We start from the raw sequence: 24,747 nt of genomic DNA, 5'->3' as shown, positions 1-24,747 counted from the left end.
GAAGGCCCAACCTCCCATGCGAATCCTGCTGGTCGAAGACGATGAGGCCCTGGCCCAGGCGGTGGGCAGCTATCTGCGCTCCAAGGCCTTTCTGATCGACAGCGTGCCCTCGCTGGCCCAGGCGCGCGCCTGCCTGGCCGGTGCCAGCTACGCGGCCGTGCTGCTGGACCTGCACCTGGCCGACGGTGACGGCCTGGCGCTCATGCCCACGCTGCGCCGGCTGGCGCAGCCTCCCGTCACCATCGTGCTGACGGCCCGCGACCAGGTCAGCGATCGCATCCGCGGGCTGGATGCGGGGGCCGACGACTATCTGGTCAAGCCCTACGACCCCGAGGAACTGCTGGCCCGCCTGCGCGCCGTGAGCCGGCGCGGCGGCGGCATGCAGGCCGGGCAGGACGCCGTGCTGCGCATGGGCACGCTGGAGATCGACCTGGCCCGCGAAATGGTGCGCGATGCCGGCCGCACCCTGCTGCTCACGCCCAAGGAATGGGCGCTGCTGCGCGTGCTCACGGCCCAGCCGCAGCGTGTGCACGCGCGCGAGCATCTGCTCGATGCGCTCTACGGCTTCGATGCCGAGGCCGACAGCAACACGCTGGAAGTGTTCATCAGCCGGCTGCGCCGCAAGCTCGGGCGCGACCGCATCCTGACCGTGCGCGGCACCGGCTACCGCCTGGCCATCGAGCATGGATGAGCCGCAGCGCTACAGCCTGGCGCTGCCGCCCCGTCTGGCCGACCAGCTGGCCCGCGAGCTGACACTGGCCCTGGCCGCCGTCTGGCTGGCCTGCGTGCTGGCGCTGGCCTGGTATGTCAGCCACATCGTGCACCACAACTTCGACCAGGAAATGATCGACAGCGGCCACCGCCTGCTGGAGGTGGCCGTGCACCAGCTGGAACAGGAAGACCACTCGCGCGAGGGCGTGCAGCGCCCGCATGTGGCCTCGCAGCCGGGCGACGAGGCCGAGGATCTGGTCTACCAGCTGCAGGACGGCCGCGGCAACGTGCTGCTGCGCACCCAGGCCGCCCCCGTGGCGGCCTTTGCCGTGCCCATGCGCGAGGGCTTCTACGAGCGCGAGGGCTGGCGCATCTATGTGGTGGCCCATCCCCGGCAGCCGCTGTTCCTGATGCTGGCCGATCCCATGGTCGAGCGCAGCGAGGCGCTGCAGCGGGCGCTGCTGGCGCTGGGCTCGGTGATGCTGGTCATGCTCGCCCTCATGGGCTGGGCGCTGCGCGTGACCGCGCGGCGGCGCCTGCGCGTGCTGCGCGACATGCAGCTGCAGCTGAGCGAGCGCGGCGGCTCCAACCTGGAGCCGCTGGACCTGGACGCCATGCCGCGCGAGCTGTGGCGGCTGGGCCGGGGCATCAACCACCTGATGCAGCGCCTGTCGCATGCGCTGCAGGTGGAGCGCTCCATGGCCGCCAATGCGGCCCACGAGCTGCGCACGCCGCTGGCCGTGGCCACGCTGCGCCTGCAGACGGCCCTGGACCGTGGCGTGGACAACGCCGACGTGCGGGCCGCGCACGAGGCGCTGGAGCGGCTGAGCCAGCGCACGGAAAAGCTGCTGCAGCTGTCGCGCGCGGCCTCGGGCTCGGCGCTGGCGCAGGACGATGTGCGGCTGGATACGCTGGCCAGCATGGTGGCCTCCGAGTTCTGGCAGCAGGACGAATCCACCCAGCTGCGGCTGGATGTGGTGCTGCCCGAGCAGCCCTGCGGTCCGGTGGCGGGCGACGTGGACACGCTGGCCATTGCCTTGCGCAACCTGGTGGAGAACGCGCTGCGCTACAGCGATGGCTCGGAGGTGCTGCTCGAAGTCTGCGACAGCCATACCGTCCAGGTGCGCGACGAGGGGCCGGGCATGGACGCCGTGGCGCTGGGCACCGCGCGCGAGCGCCATGTGCGCCATGTGGACGATCTGCGCCTGCCCCAGGGCGCCGTGCGCGAACTGGCATCGCCGGGCTATGGCCTGGGCCTGTCCATCGTGTCCATGATCGTGGCCCAGCACGGCGGCAGCCTGCAGCTGCAGTCGCCACCGCCTGGCAGCTCCAGCGGCCTGCTGGCACGCATTCAGTTGCCGGGGCGCGATCCGTCCGCGGATCCCGACGCCCCGGCCTGAGCCGGGTCGCAGGCAGACGGCAGGGGCGCATCGGCCGGCATGTGCCTGCACAGCCTGGCGTTGCGCTGCGCTGCGGGCAGGGCGGCCAGCTGCCGCACCTCGGCATAGAAACGCTGCCAGCCCTGGATTGCCTCGTTGCCGGGCTGGGCCTGGGCCGGAGCTTGGGTCTTTGCTTGGGCCTGGGCCTGGTGCCACAGCGCGGTGAAGGCCGGCACCCAGTCGTCATAGGCGGCCAGCGCGCCGAAGCTGGCGTTGTTGGCATCGGCCACCCATTGGTCCAGCCGGGCCTGGTGGCGTTCGTAGAACTGGCGCTGCGCGTCGGTGGTCAGCAAGGCTGCATCGGCGCTGCGCCATTGCGCACGCAGCGCAGCGTAGTCGCTGCGCAGCTGCTGGTAGATCTGCGCCTTGGCCTGCTGCATGGCGGGGCCGCGCTGCTGCGGGTCCTGGTACAGCTGCTGCAGCGCCTGGCGCGTGCGCCCGGTCAGTGCCCGCCACTGCGTACGCCGCAGCTGGCTGGACTCCCAGCGCGCGCGGGCGGCTGGGCCGGCCTCGGTGGCCAGCCACAGCGTTGCGCCCAGGCGCTCCACGGTGGTGGCAAAGGATTCGTTGAAGGCGGTATCGCCGGCCACGTAGACCACCTGGTGGGCCAGCTCATGGAACAGCAGGCCGGCGAACTCGCCCTCGCCCCAGCCCACGAAGGTGTTGAGCAGCGGATCGCCCCCCAGCCAGTTCAGGTAGCCCAGCGTGGAATAGGCGGGCACGCCGTAGCTGCCGGACTCCAGGCCCTGGTCGGCCAGCAGCCGGGCCTGGGCCACGGCGTCTGCCTCGGAAAAGTAGCCCCGGTAGCCCACGCAGCCGGCCACGGGAAAGCACCAGCGGTGCAGCTCCAGGCTGTCGGGCGGCGCGGCCACCACGTTCCACACGGCAAAGGGCCGCTGCAGATCGGCGTAGCGGCGGTAGCTGGCGTTGTCGGGCAGGCCCAGCCGTTGCACGGCGAAGCTGCGCATGCGCTGGGCCGCAAGCAGGCGCTCGCGCAGCGCGGGTGCCAGGTTGTCGTCCTGCAGCCAGTCGTCAATGGGGCGGCTGGCCTGCAGCAGGTGTATCTGGCCGCGCAGGCTCTGCCAGTAATAGCCCAGGCCGTCGCCGCCGGCCCCCGTGCTGGCACAGCCGCCCAGCAGCAGGCCTATGCCCGCCAAAATCGCGGGCAGGCCGCGCCTGACTACACTCAAGCCTTCACGCACCCTTGGCCCCCTTGCTGCTTTCATGGACTTCTTCACGCTGGCGATCATTGTCTTCATCGCAATCTACCTTCTCAAGACGCAGGAGCAGCGCCGGCATACCCTGCTGCTGGCCCAGTATCTGGGGCGTTTCCAGATAGAGAAGCTGATGGGAGGCCTGATCGAAGGCTATCTGCGCGCCCTGGGCGAGAACGACGAGCAGCGCCGCGCCCAGATCTGGACCGTGCTGGACAACACCGAAACCAGCCTGGTCGAGCAGTTCCAGCGCTTTGCCAAGGAAATGGCCTCGGCCGATCCGCAGCTCACGCGCGTGAGCACGCTGCCCGTGGCGCTGCCCTATCTGGACCGGCTGTTCCCGTCGTCCGGCTTCGATCTGCGCGAAGCCATGCAGCTGCATGCGCGCGGCATTGCCTCCGTGCGCGTGGCCGACAGCGCCACCGAGGAAGAACGCCGTGCGCGCGCCTTCATGATGACGGCCGAGCTGTTGCTCATGCAGTACACCTGTCATTGGTTTTGCAAATCGCGCGCCGTGGCATCCCTGCGGCTGGTCGCACGGCACAAGACGCCCTTCGAGCAAGTGCTTGCTTCGGTGAGTGACCAGACACGGCGCGACTACAGGCAGCTGATCGCCTGATCGCCCCTTCTGTGGCGGGGCGCCATGCCCCGCCATGCACAGCCCAGGCTGCGATTGACGCAGTGCGGCTTGCTGTCAAAAATGAACGCCATGACACAAGTGCTGAGCTCCATCGAGGCGCGGCTGGCGTCTCTCCCTGTTCCCGTGGCCGTGATCCTGCCGTCCGGCCAGCGCGCCGGTCCTGCGGATGCGCAGGTGGTGCTGCATTTCCAGTCCATGGCGGCCATGGCCAGCCTGGCGGCCGGGCAGATAGGGACACTGGGCAGTGCCATCGTGGAGGGGCTGGTACGCATCGATGGCCGCATGCGCGACGTGATGGCGGTGGCCGCCAGCCTGCTGCAATCCGATCCGGTGCGCGGCACATCGCACTGGTGGGTGCATGCCATGGCCCGCATGCGCTCCATGGCCGCGCACACGCTGGCGCGCGACGCCCAGCAGATCCAGTTCCACTACGACATCTCCGACGACTTCTACGGCCTGTGGCTGGACCCGCGCCGCGTCTATTCCTGCGCCTACTTCCGCGATCCGCAGATGACGCTGGCCCAGGCCCAGGAGGCCAAGCTCGACCACATCTGCCGCAAGCTGAACCTGCGGCCCGGCGAGCGTTTCCTGGACATCGGCGCGGGCTGGGGCGCGCTGCTGCTGTGGGCGGCCGAGCATTACGGCGTCACGGCCACGGGCATCACGCTCTCGCACAACCAGCACCGCCATGTGCAGCAGCTGATTGCCGAGCGCGGCCTGCAGGGCAGGGTGGACATGCAACTGCTGGACTACCGCGCGCTGGCGCCCGGCCAGCCCTTCGACAAGATAGGCTCGGTGGGCATGTTCGAGCATGTGGGCCAGGCCCAGCTGCCCGAGTACTTCCAGACCGTGCACCGCCTGCTGCGCCCGGGCGGCATGGCGCTGATCCACGGCATCACCGCAGGCGGCGTGGACAACACCCAGCTGGGCGCGGGCATGGGCGAGTTCATCGACCGCTACATCTTCCCCGGCGGCGAGCTGATGCATGTGAGCCGCGTGCTGCACGACATGGGCCACAGCGGGCTGGAAATGGTGGACACGGAGAACCTGCGGCCCCACTACGCACGCACGCTGTGGAACTGGTCCGACGCACTGGAAGCCCAGCTGCCGCAGGCGCAGCGTATCCTTGAGCAGCATGCCGATGCCGAAGGTGCCGCCAAGGTGCTGCGCGCCTACCGGCTCTATCTGGCGGGTTGCGCCATGGGCTTCGAGCGCGGCTGGATCGCCCTGCACCAGATGCTGTGCACGCATCCCGACGGACGGCTGCAGTCGGGGTCCATGGTGGGAGCCCAATCGGACTATGCTTTCAACCGCGAGTACATGTACCGCTGAGTGCATGACACGCCACACAGAAAAAGGATAGCCATGCTCTACAAGTTCAAGTCCCGTGCCACGGCCGACGTCATCATGCTCGAATCCAACGGCCGCCAGGTCCTGGAGATCGTCGGCAAGACGCCCGGCGCCAGCGGCATCATCACCGTCCAGCAGATCCCGGCCGCCATCGATGCGCTGGAAGCCGCCGTGGCCGATGACGATGCCCGCCGCAAGGCCAACCAGGAAGAGGATGCGCAGGATGGCGACCAGGACAATGCCGCACCGGGCGCACGCGATGCCGTCAGCCTGCGCCAGCGTGCTGCGCCCATGATCGACATGCTGCGCCGCAGCGCCGCCGAGAACAGCGACGTCACCTGGTAAGCCGGAGGCCCTCGCTGGCCCGTCAGGCGTTGATGCCCTTCATGCCTTCCTCCGTATAGCGCTGCCCGGCCACGGGCAGTTCGTCGCTGGCGCGCCGCAGCTCGTCCAGCTCGCCGGGCGTCAGTGCCACAGACAGCGCGCCCAGGTTGTCCTGCAGATGGGCGATGCGCCGGGTGCCCGGAATGGGCACCACGTCCGGCCCCTGGGCCAGCAGCCAGGCCAGGGCGATCTGCGCAGGCGTGCTGCCCTTGCGCTGCGCCAGGGCCGATACGGCACCCACCAGGGCCTGGTTGGTGTCGATGTTGCCGGGCTGAAAGCGCGGCAGGCTGGCGCGGAAATCGCCCTGCTCGAAGGCCGTGCCGCCATGAAAGCGTCCCGTGAGAAAGCCGCGCCCCAGCGGCGAATAGGCCACCAGCCCCACGCCCAGCTCGCGGCAGGCGGGCAGCACCTCGTCCTCCACCTCGCGCGTCCACAGCGAATACTCGGTCTGCACCGCCGCCACCGGGTGCACGGCATGGGCGCGGCGCAGCGTGGCCGCGCTGACTTCGCACAGACCGATGCGGGCGATCTTGCCCTCCTGCACCAGCTGCGCCAGGCCTTGCATGGTCTCTTCGATGGGGCGCGTGGCATCGACGCGGTGCACGTAGTACAGGTCGATGCGCTCCACGCCCAGGCGGCGCAGCGAATCCTCGCAGCTTTGCCGTGCGTACTGTGCGCTGTTGTCGATGCTGCGCCGGTACTCCCCGGCCTTGCGCACGATGCCGAACTTGGTGGCGATCTTCACGCGCGGGCGGCGCGTGGCCAGGAAGCGGCCGATCAGCTCCTCGTTGTGGTGCGGCCCGTAGACATCGGCCGTGTCCAGGAAGTCGATGCCGGCCTCCACGGCATGGTCCAGTGCCTGCAGCGCCAGGGCGTCGTCGCGCGGGCCATAGAACTCGCTCATGCCCATGCAGCCCAGGCCCAGGGCGGATACCTGCAGATCGTGGCCAAGTGTGCGTTGTTGCATTGCATATCCTCTTGCTGAAACAAGGGGCCAGTATGGTTTTCCGGGGTGGGCTTGCCTACTGAGAAAATCGCGCTTCGATCTTCCATTTCCGGAAAACATTTCCGCAAAGGCTCTCCGCAAGGGCTTTCCAGGAAAACCAAGGAGCACTTCATTGCAGTGGGACGACGCCCGCATCTTCCTGGCCATTGCCCGCGCCGGCAGCCTGAGCGGCGCCTCGGCCGCGCTGGGGCTGGGCGTGGCCACGGTCTCGCGCCGGCTGGACCGGCTGGAGTCCGCGCTGGCCATGCCGCTGTTCAGCCGCCACCAGAGCGGCTATCGGCTCACGGCCGACGGCCAGGCGCTGCTGGCCCCGGCCGAGACGCTGGAGCAGGCGGCCCAGGCCCTGGGCGATGCCGCGCACAGCCAGGCGCAGGTCGCGGGCGTGGTGCGGCTGGCCACGGCGGAGAACCTGGCCAACCCGCTGATCGTGCCCTCGCTGGCGCAGTTGTTCGCGCGCCATCCGGGGCTGCGCGTGCAACTGGTCAGCGGCGTGCAGACGCTGAACCTGCACCGGCGCGATGCCGACCTGGCCGTGCGCATGACCCAGCCCGAGGCCGGCCACGTCACGATCCGGCGCCTGGGAACGCTGGGTTTCGGCTTGTACGGATCGGCCGGCCATGTTGCTGGCCGCGCTGGCCGGAGCGGCTCGGACCCCTTCGAAGGCGACGCCTTCATCGGCTGGGACGACAGCCATGCCCACCTGCCCGCCGCACGCTGGATGGCGCGCGCCCTGCGCGGGCGTCCCTGCCGGCTGGAGACCAACACCCTGTCCGCGCAGCTGGCCGCGGCCCAGGCGGGCCTGGGCCTGGCCGTGCTGCCGCATTTCCTGGCGCGGCAGGCGGGGCTGGTCTGCGTGGAGCCGCAGCTGGGCGCCGACCAGCCGATCTGGCTTGCCATGCATGCCGACCTTGCCCATTCGCGGCGGGTGCGGGCCGTGGCGGACCACCTCATTGAACTGTTCGAGCGGCGGCATGCCGAACTCGAAGGCCCGGCCTGAGCCGCAGCAGGGGCCGCGCGCCGTGTTAAACACGCACGCAGATTGCGAGAAAGAAAGGACTTCCATGCACCGCCTCCGTCATTCCTCCCGATTCCTGCCCTGGCTGGGCGCGCTGGCCGCCACGCTGGCGCTGGCCGCCTGCGCCGACAGGCCCAAGGCGCCCACCGGCCCGCAGGCGCCCCCGGGAGCGGCGGCGGCCGTGTATTCGCTGCTGTTTCTGGACAACGCCTCCAACCTCGGCCCCAAGGCGGCGGCCTACTGCATAGGCAACGGCCGGGGATGGGCGCTGCTGGACCCCGATGCCGGCACGCTGGCCCTGCTCAGCGGCCAGAGCCAGGTGCGGCCGGCTTCGGCCTGCGACGTGGGCAAGGGCGGCGAGCAGGTGCTGGACCGGGCCAGCGGCCGGCCGGCGCTGATGTTCGGCGTCGAACTGGTGCACTGCACGGCCTCGGGATCGCAATGCCTGATGCGCGGCAGCTACTACGAAGGTCCCGGCAACACGCAGAGCAACCTCTACAACGCAAGCCAGCGCGGCGGCAGCTGGCAGGCCGTGATGGCGCTGCGCGGGCCGGCGCCCTGAACCCTGCATCGCCGCTGTCGCGCCGTCCCCGTCAACGAAAAAGCCCGGCCGAAGCCGGGCTTGATCGTGGTTGCAACTGGGCGATCCGTCGCGGTGGTGGTCCTCGGGATCAGTCGGCGTAGGTGCCGGCTGCCTTGATGACCTTGCCCCACTTCTCGATCTCGGCCTGGACGAACTTCTTGTGGCCTTCGGGTTCGATGCGGCCGTCGCTGGCGATCACGGCGCCCAGGGCTTCCTGGCGCTTGATGAACTCGGGGTCCTTGAGGGCGGCCTTCATGGCCTCGTTGACCTTCTTGACGACGTCGGCCGGCGTGCCCTTGGGCGCGTACAGGCCGTGCCAGATGGTGACCTGGAAGTCGGGCACGCCCACTTCGGCCAGCGTCGGCAGGTCCTTCAGTGCGGGCATGACCAGGCGCTTGGGCGTGGTCACGGCATAGGCCTGGACCTTCTTGGCCGTGATCTGGCCCGTGGTGTTGGTGGTCTGGTCGCACAGCAGGTCGACCTGGTTGCCGATCAGGTCGGCGATGGCCGGCGCGGCGCCCTTGTAGGGCACGGGCGTCATTTCGGTCTTCATGGCCGCCTGCAGCATCAGGCCGCACAGGTGGGAGGCGGAACCGATGCCGGCATTGGCCAGGTTGACCTTGCCCTGGTTCTTGCCGATCCAGTCCTTGACCTCGGCGAAGTTCTTGGCCGGCAGGCTGGGGCGGCCGATCAGGGTCATGGGCACGTCGTTGATGATGCCGGCGTACTCGAAGTCGTTGAGCACGTTGAACGACAGCTTGCGGTACAGCGACGGGATCGTGGACATGCCGATGTGGTTGATCAGCAGCGTGTAGCCGTCAGGGCGGGCACGTGCAGCCTTGGCCGTGCCGATGGTGCTGCCGGCGCCGTCGGCGTTGTCCACCACGATGGTGGCATTGTTCAGATGCTTGCGCATGGACTCGGCCAGATCGCGGGCCACCTTGTCGGTCGGGCCGCCTGCGGTGAACGGCACGATGAGGGTGATCGTCTTGCCTGCGGCAGGATAGTCCTGCGCATGAGCGCCAATGGCTGCGCCGGCTGCCAGGGCGATGGCTGCGATCTTGAACAATGCTTTCATAGTGTCTCCAGGTGAATGGCGTGCAAATGATAGGGGGCGATGCGTTTTCGCCCTAAAGGGCAAACACGCAAAAGAAACCGAATGCACGAGGAGACGAATTTTAAGAATTGTTTCTATTGCGCCGCAGCAGATTCCCTTGCCATTGATCTAGTGCAAACCCTTGGAGGCTTGACAGGCGTCATGTTTTCAGGGATTGCACCGGCTGCGCGGCTGCGCGGCCACCGTCCCCGCGCCTCGGTGGCTACTTGTAAGACCTCGCGTCTTCGATCACCTTGCCGTCATTGGGCAGCGTGCCCGGCAGCACCATCTGCACGTCGCCGCGCAGCTTGGTCACTTCGCGCACCGCGTCGGACAGCTGCTGGGCCAGGCCCGGCGAGGTCTCGCGGGTTTCGACCAGCAACTGCATCTGGTCATTGGCCATCTCGCCCGTGACCACCAGCCTTGCGCGCCCCACCTGCGGAAAGCGGCGCACGACGTCGGCAATCTGGCCCGGGTGCACGAACATGCCGCGCACCTTGGTGGTCTGGTCGGCGCGTCCCATCCAGCCCTTGATGCGCGCATTGGTGCGGCCCGTGGGGCACTGGCCGGGCAGCACGGCAGAGAGGTCGCCCGTGCCGAAGCGGATCAGCGGGTAGTCGGGGTTGAAGGTGGTGATCACCAGTTCGCCCACCTCGCCGGGCGCCACGGGGTCGCCCGTGCCGGGGCGCACGATCTCGACGATGACCTGCTCGTCCAGCACCAGGCCTTCGCGCGCTTCGGTCTCGTAGGCGATCAGGCCCAGGTCGGCCGTGGCATAGCACTGGTAGCCCGCGATGCCGCGCTCGGCCAGCCAGTCGCGCAGCGAGGGCGGGAAGGCCTCGCCCGAGACCATGGCCTTGGTCACGGAGGGGATGGGCAGGCCCATCTCCAGGGACTTTTCCACAATGATCTTGAGGAAGCTGGGCGTGCCCACGTAGCCGGCGGGCCGCAGGTCGGCCATGGCCTGCACCTGCTGCTCGGTCTGGCCCGTGCCGCCTGCGAACACCGTGCAGCCCAGCGCATGGGCGCCGCTTTCCATCATCGAGCCCGCGGGCACGAAGTGGTAGCTGAAGCAGTTGTGCACCAGTTCGCCGGGCCGAAAGCCCGAGGCATGCAGCGCGCGCGCCATGCGCCAGTAGTCGGGGCGGCGGCTTTCGGGCTCGTAGATGGGGCCGGGGCTGCAGAACAGGCGCGGCATGGGCTGGCCCAGGCCGATGGCGTTGAAGCCGCCGAAGATCTGCGCGGGCCGCTGCTCGGCCTGGCGCTGCAGCAGCTCGTATTTGCGCGTCACCGGCAGGCGGGCCAGGGCCTCGCGGCTGGTGATCTGCGCGGCATCGACGCCGGCCAGGATCCGGGCGAAGGCAGCCGACTGTTGCTGCGCATGGGCGATCTGCCGGGGCAGGGCGGACAGCAGCGCCGCTTCGCGTTCGTCAGGGGTGCGCGTCTCCAGCGCGTCGTAGAAGGCACTCATGGCTAGTCCTGTATGTGGAAAAGGGCAGATGGAGTCCGGCCAGTGATAGTGGTTTATTCCAGAAATTCAGCAACGCCGTTGCCTGCGAAACCGGCGCGGCCCCAGGCGAGAGACACCGAGGAAGGGCCGCCCCGCACCGAGGGTGTCGTCCCCCCCGCGACGCGAGAGGGGGAAGGCGCGAAGCGACTCAGGGGGTATTCATGCAAGCCAACGTTTTCTGCGCTTGTAGCTCTTGACGTCCTTGAAGCTCTTGCGCTCGCCGCCGCCCACGCCCAGGTAGAACTCCTTGACGTCCTCGTTGCTGGCCAGGTCCGAGGCCGCGCCGTCCATGACGATGCGGCCGCTTTCCATGATGTAGCCGTAGTCCGAATATTTGAGCGCCATGTTGGTGTTCTGCTCGGCCAGCAGGAAGGTGACCTTCTCCTTGCTGTTGAGGTCGCGGACGATGTTGAACACCTCCTCGACGATCTGCGGGGCCAGGCCCATCGAGGGTTCGTCCAGGAGCACCATGCGCGGATTGGCCATCAGCGCGCGGCCGATGGCGCACATCTGCTGCTCGCCGCCCGAGGTGTAGGCCGCCTGCGAGGTGCGGCGCGTCTTCAGGCGCGGAAAGTAGTTGTAGACCTTCTCGAGGTTGGCTGCTATCTCGCCCTTGTCAGTGCGCGTGTAGCTGCCGGTCATGAGGTTTTCCTCGATGGTCAGGTGGGCGAAGCAGTGCCGCCCCTCCATGACCTGGACCACGCCGCGCTGCACCAGCTCGGAGGGCGTGAGGCTTTCGATGCGCTCGCCCTCCAGCTCGATCGTGCCCTTGGTCACCTCGCCACGCTCGCCCTTGAGCAGGTTGGAGATGGCGCGCAGCGTCGTGGTCTTGCCCGCGCCGTTGCCGCCCAGAATGGCCACGATGCTCTCGCGCGGCACCTGGAGCGAAACGCCCTTGAGCACCAGGATCACATGGTTGTAGATGACTTCGATGCCATTGACCACGAGCAGCGGATCGCTGGGGGCCGGGGCGGAGGTGGGTGCGGTGGTCATGGCGTCGTCCATGGGCGTTGATACGAAAGCGGAGTGCGGGGCCGCAACTCTCGAAGCATCTCTGCGCGGGGCATGCCCCAACTCAGGGACACCGAGGAAGGGCCGCCCCGCACCGAGGGTGTCGTCCCCCTCCCCCGCGAAGCGGGTAGAGAGGGGGAAGGCGCGCAAGCGCCTCAGGGGGTGCAAGTTCTAGCTTTTACGTTCTTTTCCTTGGCGTACTTGTCCGCGTACTCCTTGACCAGCGGTTCGACCATGGACTTGTCGGCCTGGTACCAGTCGGAGACCACCTTCCACTTGGCGCCATCCCACTGGGCAATGCGCGACCAGTCGGTGCCCAGGTGGTTGTCGCAGCTGGTCTTGACGGGGCGGATGATCTTGCCGAAGCCCAGCTCGTTGAGGCGCTCCTGCGTGAGGTTCAGGTTCTCCAGGCCCCAGCGCACCTGCTCGGAGGTCATGACCTTGCCCTTGCCGTACTTTTCCTGTGCCGTGCGGATGGCCTCCACCTGCAGCATGGAGATCACCATGCCGCGCGTGTGGGCCATGGCGCCCAGTTCCTTGGCGTCGGTGGCCGAGCCCTGGCCCTTGTCGTAGACCATGGCCTTGACCTCGTCGTGCACCTTGTCGTGCTCGGCCGTGTTGTGGATGGTCACGGTGTTGTAGCCCTTGGCGCCGGCGCCGATGTCCTTCACGTCATGGTCCGAGCCGGCCCACCAGATGGCGTACATCTTCTCGCGCGGGTAGCCGGTGGCCTGCGCCTCGCGCACGGCCGTGGGCGTCATCACGCCGGCCGACCACAGCAGCACGTAGTCGGGGCGCTGCTGGCGGATCTGCAGCCAGGTGGACTTCTGCTCCACGCCGGGCGCCGTCACGGGCAGCAGCGTCAGGTCGAAGCCTTCCTTGGCGGCGCGCTTTTGCAGCAGCGGAATGGGTTCCTTGCCATAGGGCGAGTCGTGGTAGACCAGGGCGATCTTCTTGCCCTTGAGGCTGCCCTTTTCCTTCTTGAGGATGTCCTGGATGATGGAGTCGGCCGCCGTCCAGTAGTTGCCCAGCAGCGGGAAGTTCCACTCGAAGACCTTGCCGTCGGCCGACTGCGACAGGCCGTAGCCCGTGGTGATGATGGGCATCTTGTCGCCGGGCGCCTTGTCCGTCACGGCGAACGTGATGCCGGTGGACTGCGGATCGAAGCCCGCCGCGCCGCCGCCCTTGCCCTTCAGGCGCTCATAGCACTCCACGCCCTTGGCCGTGTCGTAGGCCGTCTCGCACTCCTCGTAGGCGATCTTCACGCCATTGATGCCGCCCTTGGCGTTGACCAGCTTGATGTAGTCCTGCTTGCCATCGGCCCATGGAATGCCCAGCGGAGCGAACTGGCCCGTGCGGTAGACCAGCAGCGGCACGAACTGGTCCTGGGCCTGGACGGCGGGGGCGGCCACGAGGCCGCCGATTCCGGCTGCGACGGTGGCGGCGGCGATGGCGACTTTCTTGAACATCATGACGTTGTCTCCTAGTTGGCTGGGGAAGATTCCCCGGTTATCCGGCACTCTGTGGCGCCCTGTCTCGATCAGAATCAAACATTCCATGTTTCCTGGCGCCATCTGTGGAACTGGCGAGCCCCAGGTCAGGGACACCGAGGAAGGGCCGCCCCGCACCGAGGGTGTCGTCCCCCTCCCTCGCGTAGCGAGTAGAGAGGGGGAAGGCGCGAAGCGACTCAGGGGGTGTCATATCAATGCGGGAAGGGCCAGACGCGAAGCTTTTGCCTTGCCGTTGCCCACAGCTTCGCGAGTCCGTGCGGCTCCACGATCAGGAAGAACACGATCAGCGCACCGAAGATCATGTGCTCCAGGTAGGTCGCCGTGGCCGTGGACAGCGGCAGGCCCAGCCAGTGAGGCACCTGGGTGAGCAGCAGCGGCAGCAGCACGAAGAAGGCCGCGCCGAAGATGCTGCCGACCACCGAACCCAGGCCGCCGATGATGATCATGAACAGCAGCTGCAGCGAGCGGTCCAGGCTGAAGGCCGCAGGCTCCCAGGCACCCAGGTGTACGAAGCCCCACAGCGCGCCGGCCACGCCGACGATGAAGCTGCTCACGGCAAAGGCGCTGAGCTTGGCGTAGGTCGGGCGGATGCCGATCACGCTGGCGGCCACGTCCATGTCGCGCATGGCCATCCATTCGCGGCCGATGGCGCCGCGCACCAGGTTCTTGGCGGCCAGGCCCAGCAGGCACAGGATGCCCAGGCACAGCAGGTACTTCTCCATGGGCGTGTCGATCTTCCAGCCCATGATGGACAGCGGACCTGCGCTCACCGAGCCCGAGGAGGAGTTGTTCGTCACCCAGGCGGCGCGGCTGGTCAGCCAGTCCACGAAGAACTGGGCGGCCAGCGTGGCCACGGCCAGGTACAGGCCGCGGATGCGCAGGCTGGGCAGGCCGAAGATCACGCCGAAGACCATGGCCAGCACGCCGCCGCCGATCAGGGCCACCAGCAGCGGCATGCCCTCGAAGCGCACCTGCAGGTTGTAGGCCGCGTAGGCGCCCACGGCCATGAAGGCGCCCGTTCCCAGAGAGATCTGGCCGCAGTAGCCGACCAGGATGTTCAGCCCCAGCGCCGCCAGCGACATGATCAGGAAGGGGATCAGCACGGCCTGGAAGGTGTAGTCGCTGACGCTGAAGGGAATCACCAGGAAGGCGACGGCCAGCAGCGCCACGATGGCCCAGCGGTCCTGGGCGACGCCGAAGATCTGCTGGTCGGATGCGTAGGTCGTCTTGAATTGACCGTTCTCACGATAAAACATGGTGCAAGTTCTCCGTATACGGTCTCAGACGCGGTCGATGATCTTGTCGCCGAACAGCCCCTGGGGCCGCACGAGCAGGAAGCACAGGGCCAGGCCGTAGGCGAACCAGGTCTCGATGCCGCCGCCGACCATGGGGCCCAGGTAGACCTCGGAGAGCTTCTCGCCCACGCCGATGATCAGGCCGCCGATGATGGCGCCGGGCAGCGAGGTCAGGCCGCCCAGGATCACCACGGGCAGGGCCTTCAGGGCCACCAGCGACAGCGAGTACTGCACGCCCAGCTTGGAGCCCCAGATGATGCCCACCACCAGGGCCACGCCGCCGGCCACCGACCAGACGATGACCCAGATGCGCGACAGCGGGATGCCGATGGACTGCGCCGCCTGGTGGTCGTCGGCCACGGCGCGCAGCGCGCGGCCGGTCTTGGTCTTCTGGAAGAACACGCTGAGCGCGGCCACCAGCAGCGCGGCGATGCAGGCCGCATACAGGTCTTCCTGGCTCAGCAGCACGCCGCCCTCGAACAGGCCGTCGAGGATGAACATGGGGTCCTTGGGCATGCCCACGTTGATGCTGTAGACGGCGCTGCCGAAGATCATCGGGCCCAGGCCGTCGAGCAGGTAGGCGATGCCCAGCGTGGCCATCAAGAGCGTGATGGGCTCCTGGTTGACCAGGTGGCGCAGCGCCAGCCGCTCGATCACCCAGGCCACGACCACCATGATGGCCAGCGACACGCAGATGGCCAGCAGGTTGGTGAACCAGCCCGGCTCCATGCCGATCCACTTCGGGATCCACTCGGAAAAGCGCGCCATGGCCAGGGCCGAGAACAGCACCATCGCGCCCTGGGCGAAGTTGAACACGCCCGAGGCCTTGAAGATCAGCACGAAGCCGATGGCGATCAGCGCGTACAGCGTGCCCACCATGAGGCCGCCGAACAAGGTTTCCAGAAAAAATCCCATGTCAGTCCCCTCAATGGCCTGTGCCAAGGTAAGCGCGGATCACGTCTTCGTTCTGGCGCACCTCGTCGGGTGCGCCGTCGCCGATCTTCTTGCCGTAGTCCAGCACCACGACGCGGTCGCTGATGTCCATGACCACGCCCATGTCGTGCTCGATCAGCACGATGGTGGAGCCGAACTCGTCGTTGACATCGAGGATGAAGCGGCACATGTCCTGCTTTTCCTCCACGTTCATGCCGGCCATGGGCTCGTCCAGCAGCAGCACCTGCGGCTGCATGGCCAGGGCGCGGCCCAGGTCCACGCGCTTTTGCAGGCCGTAGGGCAGCTGGCCCACGGGGGTCTTGCGGTAGGCCTGGATCTCCAGGAAGTCGATGATGTGCTCGACGAACTCGCGGTGGCGGATCTCCTCGCGCTGGGCCGGGCCCAGGCGCAGGGCCTGCATCAGGATGCCGCTTTTGATCTGCAGGTTGCGGCCGGTCATGATGTTGTCGATCACGCTCATGCCCTTGAACAGCGCCAGGTTCTGGAACGTGCGCGCCACGCCCATCTCGGCCACCTGGCGGCTGTTCATGTGGCTGAAGGTCTTGCCCCGGAAGGTGATCGATCCCTCGGACGGGGTGTACACGCCGTTGATGCAGTTGAGCATGGAGCTCTTGCCCGCGCCGTTGGGGCCGATGATGGAGCGGATCTCGTGCTCGCGCACATCGAACGAGATGTCCGTCAGCGCCTTCACCCCGCCGAAGCGCAGGCTGATGTTCTTGATGTCGAGGATGACATCGCCGATCTTCTTGTGGGTCATGTCAGCGGCTCCGGTCAGGCCCTGGCGGTGGCAGCCACCGAATGGGTTTTGGCATCGATGATGGACAGCGTGGCGCTGACGCTGCCGGTGCGGCCGTCCTCGAACTTGACCTGGGTCTCGATGAACTGCTCGCGCTTGCCCGTGTACAGCGCATCGACCAGCACGCCGTACTTGTCGGCAATGAAGCCTCGGCGCACCTTGCGCGTGCGGGTCAGCTCGTCGTCGTCGGGGTCCAGCTCCTTGTGCAGCACCAGGAAGCGCGCCACCTGCGTGTCGGCCATGCCGGCTTCGGCGGCCAGGTCGGCGTTCACCTGGGCCACGCAGTCGGCCACCATCTCCAGCACCTTGGCCTTCGATGCCAGGTCCACATAGCCGCCGTAGGGCAGGCCCTGGCGCTCGGCCCAGTTGCCCACGGCCTCGTAGTCGATGTTGATGAAGGCGCAGACCTGGTCGCGACCGTGGCCGAAGCACACGGCCTCCTTGATCTGGGGGAAGAACTTGAGCTTGTTCTCGATGTAGTTGGGCGCGAACATGGCGCCCCGGCTGGTCTTGCCCACGTCCTTGGCGCGGTCGATGATGCGCAGCTGCCCGCTGGCGTCGATCACGCCGGCATCGCCCGTGTGGAACCAGCCGTCGGCATCCACCACCTCGGCCGTGGCGTCGGGGCGCTTGTAGTACTCCTTGAGCACGGACACGCCCTTGAGCAGCACCTCGCCGTTGTCGGCGATCTTCAGCTCGATGCCCGGTGCGGCCTGGCCCACGCTGCTCAGTTCCACCTGCCCGTCGCGCTGTATGCACACATAGGCGCAGGTCTCGGTCTGGCCGTAGAGCTGCTTGAGATTGATGCCGATGGAGCGGAAGAAGCGGAACAGCTCGGGCCCGATGGCCGCACCCGCCGTATACGCCACGCGGATGCGCGACAGGCCCATGGCATTGCGCAGCGGCCCGTAGATGCACAGGTCGCCCAGCGCGTACTTCAGGCGGTCCAGCGTGCCCACCGTCTTGCCGTCCAGGATGTCCGATCCCACGCGCCGCGCCACGGCCATGGCGCGGCCGTACATCCACTGCTTGAACGGCGCGGCATCCTCCATGCGGATGGACACCGAGGTCAGCATGCCCTCGAAGATGCGCGGCGGCGCGAAGTAGTAGCTGGGGCCGATCTCGCGCAGGTCGATGGACACGGTCGAGGCCGACTCCGGGCAGTTGATGGTGAAGCCCGCCACCAGCCACTGCGCGAAGGAAAACAGGTGGTCGCCCACCCAGGCCGGAGGCAGGTAGGAGATCACGTTGTCGCCAGGGCCCAGGCGGTCCACCTGCACACCGCCGCGTGCCGACTCGCCAAAGCTGCGGTGGGTCTGGCACACGCCCTTGGGCTTGCCCGTCGTGCCCGAGGTGTAGAGGATGACGGACACGTCGTCGGGCGACAGCGCCGCCAGCATGGCATCCCAGGCGCCCGGGTGGGCGGCCTCCCATTCCTTGCCCTTTTGCAGCAGCGCCTCGGTGCTGATCAGCCCCGGCTGGTCGTAGTGGCGCAGGCCGCGCGGGTCGTCATAGATGATGTGGCCCAGGCCGCGGACGCTCTCGCGCACCTCCAGCAGCTTGTCCACCTGCTCCTGGTTCTCGGCGAAGGCGAAGTCGATCTCGGCATCCTCGATGACGAAGCGCATCTCGGCCGCCACCGCGTCCTGGTACAGCGGGATCGGCACGGCGCCCAGCGCCTGCACGGCCAGGAAGCCCATGTAGACATGGGGCCGGTTGTCGCTGATGAAGGCCAGATTCTGGCCGCGTGCCAGGCCCAGCGCCGCCAGGCCGCAGGCCATGTGGCGCACGGTCTGCGCGGCCTCGCTCCAGCTCCAGGTCTGCCAGATGCCGTATTCCTTCTCGCGCAGCGCCGGTGCCTGTGGGCGCTGGGCAGCATGCTGGAGCAGCAGGTGCGGGAACGTGGTCGTCATTCCATGTCCTTGGTTGTTCGTGGATGGTGGCCGCGTGGTGCAAATGCCCAGGCTGAGACCCACCGGCTTGGACTGCATCGTAGGACTGGCTTTGACGCCGTGGTGTCTGTTTGACGACAATCTTCGGGAAACTCATCATCGGGAAAACGCGCCGTAACAAATGGTGCCAAAACGGTCTCATTGCCCGTTGGGGGGCTTGCGCTCCAGCCCGTTCGCAGCGGGTCGCCGTCCTTCTGGAAATCCCGCTCACGCCAGCCACTGGCCTCGGGCAATGCTTGGGTGGTTTTGTTGATTCATCCGCGCACCCTCGCCGCGACTCCATGAGCCAAGAACTGTCACTGCACCAGCGCCGCCGTGCGCCCCGACCCGAGGAACTCGATGGCATTCCCTGGCTGGCCCTGCTCCAGCCCGCCGAGCGCGAGCGCGCGCACAAGGCGCTGGTCGTCGGCGACGCACAGTCCGGCGACTACGTCTGCCGCACCGGCCGCGCGCCCACCTACTGGTTCGGCGTGGTCGAAGGCCTGCTCAAGATGAACACCGATGGCGCCGATGGCGCCAGCATGACGCTGGCCGGCCTGCCTCCGGGCGGCTGGTTCGGCGAGGGCACGGCCGTCAAGCGCGAGCCCTACCGCTACAACGTGCAGGCCATCCGCAAAAGCGTGGTCGCCGGCCTGCCCATCGACACCTTCCACTGGCTGCTGGACCACTCCATCGGCTTCAACCGCTTCGTCATGAGCCAGCTCAACGAGCGCCTGGGCCAGTTCATCTCGGCCCGCGAAATCGACCGCCTCACCAACCCCGACCTGCGCGTGGCCCGCAGCCTGGCGGCGCTCTTTCATCCGCTGCTGTATCCCGGCGTCGGCGAGGTGCTGCGCATCACCCAGCAGGAGCTGGCCTACCTGGTGGGCCTGTCACGCCAGCGCGTCAACGAGGCGCTGTCCGTGCTGCAGCGCGAAAACGCCATCGTCGTGGAGTACGGCGGCCTGCGCGTGCTCGACCTGGAAGCGCTGCGCAGCGGGCTGTTTGCGACGGCGCGGCGGGCGGCCTGAGCATGCGCGGCGTCCGCTTTGGCGCCGTACCCATCGGCATGGACCAGCACCGATGCCTGTCACCATGAAGTTTTGAAAAGTATTGAAAATCGTAGTAGAACTACGATTGGAAGGAAATATCAAAGTTGCCCGTGTTTGGAATAAGTGCTTGAATCGCAGCATGACTACGACCGGGGCAAGCAAATTAAACGCGCTCTACACGCAGCTGCCTGCGGGCACACCCATCACCTCGCAGGATCTGGCAGGGCTGGGCATCTCCGCAGACCTGGCTGTCCATTACGTGCGCGCGGGCTGGCTGAAGCGCCTGATGCGGGGGGTCTTCTGCCGGCCCAACGACAGCCTGGCCCTGCATCCGAGCCTGGGCGTGCTGCAGCGCCGCCTGGAGGGCCTGCATGTGGGGGGCAAGTCGGCGCTGGACTGGTACGGCATGCGCCAGTATGTGGCGCAGCAGCCGGTGCTGCAGCTGTATGGCTGGGCCGCCGGGCAACTGCCGCCATGGTTCACCGAGCGTTTTCCCGCTGAATACCACCGCAAGAGGCTGTTCGACGAGCAACCCGGTGCCTTGCTGCATGTCGGGCCCTTCGAGCAACGCAGCGGGGCCGCACAGGTGTCGGCGCCGGAGCGTGCGCTGCTGGAGCTTCTGAGCGATGTGGGCGTGCGCCAGCCGCTGCAGGAAGCCAGGGAGCTGGTGGAAAGCGCGTACAGCCTGCGCGCCGAGGTGCTGCGTGAACTTCTGCAGTGCTGCACCAGCGTCAAGACCGTGCGCCTGTGCCTTCAACTCGGGCGCGAGGGGGCGCTGCCCTGGGCTGCAAGGCTCGATCCGGCCATGCTGCCCACGGGCAGCGGCCGGCCCTGGGTGTCCCGATCAGCCGATGGTCTGTTGGTGCTCAAGGCATGAACCAGACCTATCTCGATACCGCGCGCCTGTTGACACAGGTCGCGCCGCTGGTGTTTGTGGATGACACGTTCGCGCTGAAGGGCGGAACCGCGATCAACCTGTTCGTGCGCGATATGCCGCGCCTGTCCGTTGATCTGGACTTGGTGTTTCCCGACCACAGGCCGTCGCGCGACGAGGCGCTGCAACGGATCAATGAGGCCATCCGGCAAGCGGCAGAACGTCTGACGAAGCGGGGCTTCCAGACCCATGCGCCGGTGGCTGCAGCGGGCCAGACCAAGCTGCTGGTGCGCCGTGGTTCCGTGCAGGTCAAGATCGAAGTGAACTATGTCATGCGGGGCACGGTGCTGCCGGTACGGCGGGCATCGCTTACGCCCGCTGCGCGCGATGTGCTGATGGCCGACCTGGAGATTCCCGTGGTCTCGGCAGAGGACGTGTACGGCGGCAAGCTCGTGGCCGCGCTGGACCGGCAGCATCCGCGCGATCTGTTCGATGTGATGCAGCTGTTCGCGCACGGCGGCATCACTCCTGGCATCCGGCGCGCGTTCGTGGTCTATCTGGCCTGTAGCAACCGGCCGTTGCACGAAGTGCTGTTTCCTCCCTTGCGTGATGTCCGGCACGATTTCGAGAACAACTTCCGGGGCATGACGGCCGAGCCTGTGTCGCTGGAATCTCTGCTCGCAGCACGCGAGCGGTTGCTGCGGGAGCTTCAGCAAGGGCTGGATGCCGGTGAGCGGCGCTTTTTGCTGTCGCTGGCCGCAGGAGTCCCCGATTGGCCGGCGCTGGACATCGCCCATCTCGAACACCTGCCCGGCGTGCGATGGAAGGTGCAGAACCTGGCGCAGCTGCGCACGTCCCATCCCCGCAAGTTCGCCGAGCAGGCGGACCTGCTGGCCGCACGGCTGGCCATCTGACGCCAGCACTGCACATTTTCAGATCACGCCCTCGCGCCGCAGCCTCTCCTGCTGCTGCGCATCCAGCCCCAACGCCGCATAGATGCATGCATTGTCCTGGCCTGTGGCCGGGCCGCTGCGGGGCGAAGGGGCCTGGCGGCCCGTGAAGCGTGGCACGGGGGCGGGGGCGGCGAGGGGGCCCAGGTCGGGGTCGGGCAGCGCGATGAAGCTGCCGCGTTCCGCGAAATGCGGGTCCTGCAGCACGTCCTCGGCCGAACAGACCTTGCTGAACGGGATGTCGTGCGCGGCCAGCGCGGCCGTGGCCTGGGCGCAGTCCAGGCCTGCGCACCATTGAACGATCAGCGCATCCAGTGCCTGCAGGTGGCGGATGCGCGCGGCGTTGTCCGCAAAGCGCGGGTCGGCGGCCAGGTCGGCGCGGTCCATGGCCTGGCACAGGCGCGCGAAGATGGCATCGCCCGTGGCGACCACGGTGAGCCAGGCGCCGTCGCGCGTGCGGTAGACGTTGGAGGGCGCCGTGTAGCCCGCGCACGATCCCGTGCGGCTGCGTGCCTGTCCGCCCAGCTGGTACTCGGCCGCCAGCGGGTCCAGCAGGCGCAGCATGGCTTCGGTGGCCGACAGGTCGATCTCCAGGCCGCGCCGTTCGCCTGGAGGCTGTGCATTGCGCTCGGCCAGTGCGGCCGCGATGGAGAAGGCGCCGAACAGCCCGGCCACGGCATCGCCCAGCGGGTAGTTCATGTGCTGGGGCGGGCCGCCCGCCTCGCCCGTGAGGTGGGCGAAGCCGCTCATGGCCTCGAAGATGCGCGCAAAGCCCGGCCGGCGCGCATAGGGGCCGGTCTGGCCGAAGCCCGTCAGGCGCAGCACGATGAGGCGCGGGTTGCGGGCATGCAAGGTGGCCAGGTCCAGCCCCCAGCGGTCCAGCGTGCCGGTGCGGAAGTTTTCCACGAGCACGTCGAAATCCTCGATCAGCCGCAGGAACAGCATGCGGCCCTCGGCCTTGCGCACGTCCAGCGAGATGCCCTGCTTGCCCCGGTTGGCGGTTTTCCAGAACACGGCGTGGCCGTCGTGCACGGGGGCCAGGCTGCGCAGCGTGTCGCCGCCGCCGGGCAGCTCCAGCTTGACGACGTCGGCGCCCAGGTCGCCGCACAGGGTGGCCGAGAAGGGGGCGGCCAGCACCGTGGCCATGTCGAGGATGCGCACACCCTCCAGCGGATAGCCTTGGCGCTGCATCAGTTGCCTTTCAGGTCCACGTTCTTCAGCACGGGCTCCCAGGCGCGGCGGTCTTCGGCCACGCGCTGGTGGAAGTCCGCCGCCTGCGTGGGCAGCGGCGTGGCGCCCAGGCGCGCCAGCTTGTCGCGTGTCTCGGGCAAGGCCATGGCCTTGGCCAGCGCCTGGTTGAGCGTGGCCACGATCTGCTGCGGCGTGCCCTTGGGCGCGGCCAGGCCCACCCACAGGCCGGTGTCCAGCCCGGCCACGCCCAGCTCGGCAAAGGTGGGAATGTCGGGCGCGGCGGGCGAGCGGCTCTTGCCGGTCTGCGCCAGGATGCGGATCTGCCCGCCCTGCATGTAGGGCAGGGTGCCGCCCAGGTTGTTGCACATCACCGGGATGTGGCCGGCCATGAGGTCGTTGACGGCCGGGGCGTTGCCCTTGTAGGGCAGGTGCTGCATCTTGGTGCCGAGCCGGTGGTTGACCATCTCGCAGACCAGGTGCGAGGGCGTGGCCGTGCCGGCCGAGCCGAAGGACAGCGTGCCGGGCCTGGCCTTGTCGGCCGCCACCAGTTCGGCCAGCGTGCGGTAGGGGGTCTTGGCGTTGACGGCGATGACGTTGGGCAGGTCGGCCACCAGGCCGATGTACTCGTAGTCGGTCAGCGGATTCCACTTGAGGTTGGCGTGCACATGGGGCAGGAAGACATTGCTCAGGCCTGCCATGAGCAGGGTGTAGCCGTCGGGCGCGGCGCGGGCCACGAGTTCCGAGCCGACCAGGCTGCCCGCGCCCGGCTTGTTCTCCACCACCACGGGCTGTCCCAGGGCCTTGCCCAGTTCCACCGAAAGGGCACGGGCCACGAGGTCGGTGCTGCCGCCTGCGGGAAAGGGAACGATCACGCGCACGGGCCGATCGGGAAAAGCCGCTTGGGCCGTCTGTGCCGCTTGGGCCGCCTGGGTAGCCTGCGCGCAGGCACACAGCGCGGCCAGCAGGCCCAGGGTGGCCAGGTGCTTCGAGGTGAGGGGGCGTGTCATGGGGGCCTCCGGTGTCAGGCGCTCTCGCGCAGCATGAGCTTGGCGATGTTGAGCTGGTGGATCTGGCTGGTGCCTTCGTAGAGGCGGAACAGGCGCACGTCGCGGAAGTAGCGCTCGATGGGGCTGAAGTCGGCCACATAGCCCGCGCCGCCGAACATCTGCACGGCGCGGTCGGCCACGCGGCCGCACATCTCGGAGGCGAAGTACTTGCACATGGAGGCGGACAGCGCCACGTCCTCGCCCCGGTCGCGGGCGCGGGCGGCCTCCAGGATCATGGATTGCGCCGCGAAGATCTCGGTGCGGCTGTCGGCCAGCATGGCCTGCACCAGCTGGAAGTTCGCCACCGGCTGGCCGAACTGCTCGCGCTGGCGCACATGGGCCAGCGCCAGGTCCAGCATGCGGATCGCCGGCCCCGTGCACAGCGCGGCCAGGTGCAGGCGCTGCTTGTTGAGCACCTTCATCACGGTCTTGAAGCCCTGGCCCTCGCGCCCGCCGATGATCTGGTCCGCCGGCACGCGGCAGTCCTGGAAATGCACGTCCGACACGGGCGAGCCCGCCTGGCCCATCTTGCGATAGGGCCGGCCTGTCACCAGGCCCGGCGAGCGCTCCACGAAGAAGGCCGTCAGCCCCTCGCTGCCCGTGCTGCCTTCGCCGGTGCGGGCGATGACGGTGAACACATCGGCCAGCGGCGCATTGGTGATGAAGCGCTTGCTGCCGTTGAGCACATAGTGGTCGCCCTCGCGGCGCGCCGTGGTCTGGATGTTGCTCGCCTCCGAGCCCGCGTCCGGCTCGGTCAGCGCCAGGCAACCCGTGAGCTCGCCGCGCGCCATGCGCGGCAGCCAGCGCTGCTTTTGCGCCTCGGTGCCGTCGGCCACGAGGGCTTCGGAGCCAATGCCGGTGTTGGTGCCCACGCGGGCCCGCAGCGCCACCGAGGCCTGGGACAGCTCGAAGGCGCAGCGCACCAGCTCCTCGGTGCTCAGGCCCAGGCCGCCGTAGGCCTGGGGAATGCTCCAGCCGAAATAGCCCTTGTCGCGCAGCTCCTGGACCACGGCGGGCGGAATGCTGTCGTCGCGCTCGATCTGCTCTTCGAGCGGATGCCAGCGGTGGCGCACGAAATGGCGGATGTCTGCAATCAACGCCTGCAGGCGGGCGTCGGCGGGATGGGGGGTGGGGGCTTGGCTCATGGGCCGCACTGTAGGAAGCGCGGGCACCAGGGCTGCAATGCAG

General features: G+C 68.0%; 23 protein-coding genes. 10 read left to right on the top strand and 13 right to left on the bottom strand.

Going from position 1 to position 24,747, the window contains the following annotated elements:
• Window positions 1-16: 16 nt before the first annotated feature.
• Both AAN986_RS25395 and AAN986_RS25390 read left to right on the top strand, forming a co-directional pair.
• Complete coding sequence (locus AAN986_RS25395; RefSeq protein WP_047218501.1) at window positions 17-691, top strand: response regulator transcription factor; 675 nt, start codon at window positions 17-19, stop codon at window positions 689-691.
• On the top strand, window positions 684-2,111 hold the full coding sequence (locus tag AAN986_RS25390; protein WP_043789275.1) for an ATP-binding protein: 1,428 nt from the start codon (window positions 684-686) through the stop codon (window positions 2,109-2,111). The genes AAN986_RS25395 and AAN986_RS25390 overlap by 8 nt, the downstream gene beginning before the upstream one ends.
• Here AAN986_RS25390 and AAN986_RS25385 read toward each other — a convergent pair.
• Window positions 2,063-3,352 carry an aminopeptidase gene (locus AAN986_RS25385; RefSeq protein WP_047218500.1) on the bottom strand — a complete coding sequence of 430 codons (1,290 nt, stop codon included), beginning with the start codon at window positions 3,350-3,352 and terminating at the stop codon, window positions 2,063-2,065. The genes AAN986_RS25390 and AAN986_RS25385 overlap by 49 nt on opposite strands.
• Window positions 3,353-3,374: 22 nt before the next feature.
• Between AAN986_RS25385 and AAN986_RS25380 the strand changes: the two genes are divergently transcribed.
• From AAN986_RS25380 to AAN986_RS25370, 3 genes are read left to right on the top strand one after another with little or no spacing between them, the layout of a single operon-like run.
• Window positions 3,375-3,983, top strand: coding sequence for a hypothetical protein (locus AAN986_RS25380; protein WP_016446605.1), 609 nt, complete (start codon window positions 3,375-3,377; stop codon window positions 3,981-3,983).
• Window positions 3,984-4,007: 24 nt separating this feature from the next.
• The gene (locus AAN986_RS25375; RefSeq protein WP_047218499.1) at window positions 4,008-5,336 is read left to right on the top strand and encodes a class I SAM-dependent methyltransferase; all 1,329 of its coding nucleotides are present in this window, start codon (window positions 4,008-4,010) and stop codon (window positions 5,334-5,336) included.
• A gap of 33 nt (window positions 5,337-5,369) precedes the next feature.
• The gene (locus tag AAN986_RS25370; protein ID WP_016446603.1) at window positions 5,370-5,699 is read left to right on the top strand and encodes a DUF1840 domain-containing protein; all 330 of its coding nucleotides are present in this window, start codon (window positions 5,370-5,372) and stop codon (window positions 5,697-5,699) included.
• Window positions 5,700-5,721: 22 nt separating this feature from the next.
• On the opposite strand, the gene AAN986_RS25365 is transcribed toward AAN986_RS25370, so the two are convergent.
• Entirely contained in the window at window positions 5,722-6,705 is a 984-nt protein-coding gene (locus AAN986_RS25365) for an aldo/keto reductase (RefSeq protein WP_047218498.1), read from the bottom strand.
• Window positions 6,706-6,856: 151 nt separating this feature from the next.
• Between AAN986_RS25365 and AAN986_RS25360 the strand changes: the two genes are divergently transcribed.
• Window positions 6,857-7,741, top strand: coding sequence for a LysR family transcriptional regulator (locus AAN986_RS25360; protein WP_047218497.1), 885 nt, complete (start codon window positions 6,857-6,859; stop codon window positions 7,739-7,741).
• A gap of 64 nt (window positions 7,742-7,805) precedes the next feature.
• Entirely contained in the window at window positions 7,806-8,321 is a 516-nt protein-coding gene (locus AAN986_RS25355) for a hypothetical protein (protein WP_016446600.1), read from the top strand.
• Window positions 8,322-8,430: 109 nt separating this feature from the next.
• On the opposite strand, the gene AAN986_RS25350 is transcribed toward AAN986_RS25355, so the two are convergent.
• The 8 genes from AAN986_RS25350 to AAN986_RS25315 all read right to left on the bottom strand — a co-directional run bounded on the left by AAN986_RS25350 (window position 8,431) and on the right by AAN986_RS25315 (window position 18,428).
• Complete coding sequence (locus AAN986_RS25350) at window positions 8,431-9,420, bottom strand: tripartite tricarboxylate transporter substrate-binding protein (RefSeq protein ID WP_016446599.1); 990 nt, start codon at window positions 9,418-9,420, stop codon at window positions 8,431-8,433.
• Window positions 9,421-9,661: 241 nt separating this feature from the next.
• A complete protein-coding gene (locus AAN986_RS25345) occupies window positions 9,662-10,909 on the bottom strand; it encodes an AMP-binding protein (RefSeq protein WP_047218496.1) in 1,248 nt (415 codons plus the stop codon).
• 198 nt (window positions 10,910-11,107) lie between these two features.
• The gene (locus tag AAN986_RS25340; protein ID WP_013804352.1) at window positions 11,108-11,941 is read right to left on the bottom strand and encodes an ABC transporter ATP-binding protein; all 834 of its coding nucleotides are present in this window, start codon (window positions 11,939-11,941) and stop codon (window positions 11,108-11,110) included.
• 173 nt (window positions 11,942-12,114) lie between these two features.
• Window positions 12,115-13,431, bottom strand: a complete 1,317-nt coding sequence (locus AAN986_RS25335) for an ABC transporter substrate-binding protein (RefSeq protein ID WP_047218495.1) — start codon at window positions 13,429-13,431, stop codon at window positions 12,115-12,117.
• Window positions 13,432-13,661: 230 nt separating this feature from the next.
• Window positions 13,662-14,726 carry a branched-chain amino acid ABC transporter permease gene (locus AAN986_RS25330; RefSeq protein WP_016446595.1) on the bottom strand — a complete coding sequence of 355 codons (1,065 nt, stop codon included), beginning with the start codon at window positions 14,724-14,726 and terminating at the stop codon, window positions 13,662-13,664.
• A 24-nt stretch (window positions 14,727-14,750) separates the two neighbouring features.
• Window positions 14,751-15,680 carry a branched-chain amino acid ABC transporter permease gene (locus AAN986_RS25325; RefSeq protein WP_016446594.1) on the bottom strand — a complete coding sequence of 310 codons (930 nt, stop codon included), beginning with the start codon at window positions 15,678-15,680 and terminating at the stop codon, window positions 14,751-14,753.
• Window positions 15,681-15,690: 10 nt separating this feature from the next.
• On the bottom strand, window positions 15,691-16,476 hold the full coding sequence (locus AAN986_RS25320) for an ABC transporter ATP-binding protein (protein ID WP_012203089.1): 786 nt from the start codon (window positions 16,474-16,476) through the stop codon (window positions 15,691-15,693).
• A gap of 14 nt (window positions 16,477-16,490) precedes the next feature.
• Window positions 16,491-18,428 (bottom strand): AMP-binding protein, encoded by a 1,938-nt coding sequence (locus tag AAN986_RS25315; RefSeq protein ID WP_047218494.1) that lies wholly within the window; start codon window positions 18,426-18,428, stop codon window positions 16,491-16,493.
• A gap of 320 nt (window positions 18,429-18,748) precedes the next feature.
• Here AAN986_RS25315 and AAN986_RS25310 point away from each other — a divergent pair, with 320 nt between their 5' ends.
• From AAN986_RS25310 to AAN986_RS25300, 3 genes are all read left to right on the top strand, one after another.
• Window positions 18,749-19,477 carry a Crp/Fnr family transcriptional regulator gene (locus tag AAN986_RS25310; RefSeq protein WP_016446592.1) on the top strand — a complete coding sequence of 243 codons (729 nt, stop codon included), beginning with the start codon at window positions 18,749-18,751 and terminating at the stop codon, window positions 19,475-19,477.
• A gap of 160 nt (window positions 19,478-19,637) precedes the next feature.
• Window positions 19,638-20,375 carry a type IV toxin-antitoxin system AbiEi family antitoxin gene (locus AAN986_RS25305; RefSeq protein WP_047218493.1) on the top strand — a complete coding sequence of 246 codons (738 nt, stop codon included), beginning with the start codon at window positions 19,638-19,640 and terminating at the stop codon, window positions 20,373-20,375.
• Window positions 20,372-21,286, top strand: a complete 915-nt coding sequence (locus AAN986_RS25300) for a nucleotidyl transferase AbiEii/AbiGii toxin family protein (RefSeq protein ID WP_047218492.1) — start codon at window positions 20,372-20,374, stop codon at window positions 21,284-21,286. The genes AAN986_RS25305 and AAN986_RS25300 overlap by 4 nt, the downstream gene beginning before the upstream one ends.
• An 18-nt stretch (window positions 21,287-21,304) precedes the next feature.
• On the opposite strand, the gene AAN986_RS25295 is transcribed toward AAN986_RS25300, so the two are convergent.
• The 3 genes from AAN986_RS25295 to AAN986_RS25285 are packed head-to-tail and all read right to left on the bottom strand — an operon-like array spanning window position 21,305 to window position 24,704.
• Window positions 21,305-22,513, bottom strand: a complete 1,209-nt coding sequence (locus tag AAN986_RS25295) for a CoA transferase (protein WP_016451920.1) — start codon at window positions 22,511-22,513, stop codon at window positions 21,305-21,307.
• Window positions 22,513-23,520 carry a tripartite tricarboxylate transporter substrate binding protein gene (locus AAN986_RS25290; protein ID WP_047218491.1) on the bottom strand — a complete coding sequence of 336 codons (1,008 nt, stop codon included), beginning with the start codon at window positions 23,518-23,520 and terminating at the stop codon, window positions 22,513-22,515. The genes AAN986_RS25295 and AAN986_RS25290 overlap by 1 nt, the downstream gene beginning before the upstream one ends.
• A gap of 14 nt (window positions 23,521-23,534) precedes the next feature.
• Window positions 23,535-24,704 (bottom strand): acyl-CoA dehydrogenase family protein, encoded by a 1,170-nt coding sequence (locus tag AAN986_RS25285; protein WP_047218490.1) that lies wholly within the window; start codon window positions 24,702-24,704, stop codon window positions 23,535-23,537.
• Between the last annotated feature and the right edge of the window lie 43 nt (window positions 24,705-24,747).

This window comes from Delftia sp. DS1230 (genome assembly GCF_040112715.1).
GTDB lineage: Bacteria > Pseudomonadota > Gammaproteobacteria > Burkholderiales > Burkholderiaceae_C > Comamonas > Comamonas tsuruhatensis.
Note: the sequence above shows the minus strand (reverse complement) of the source record. Positions and strands in the feature narration are given on the sequence as shown.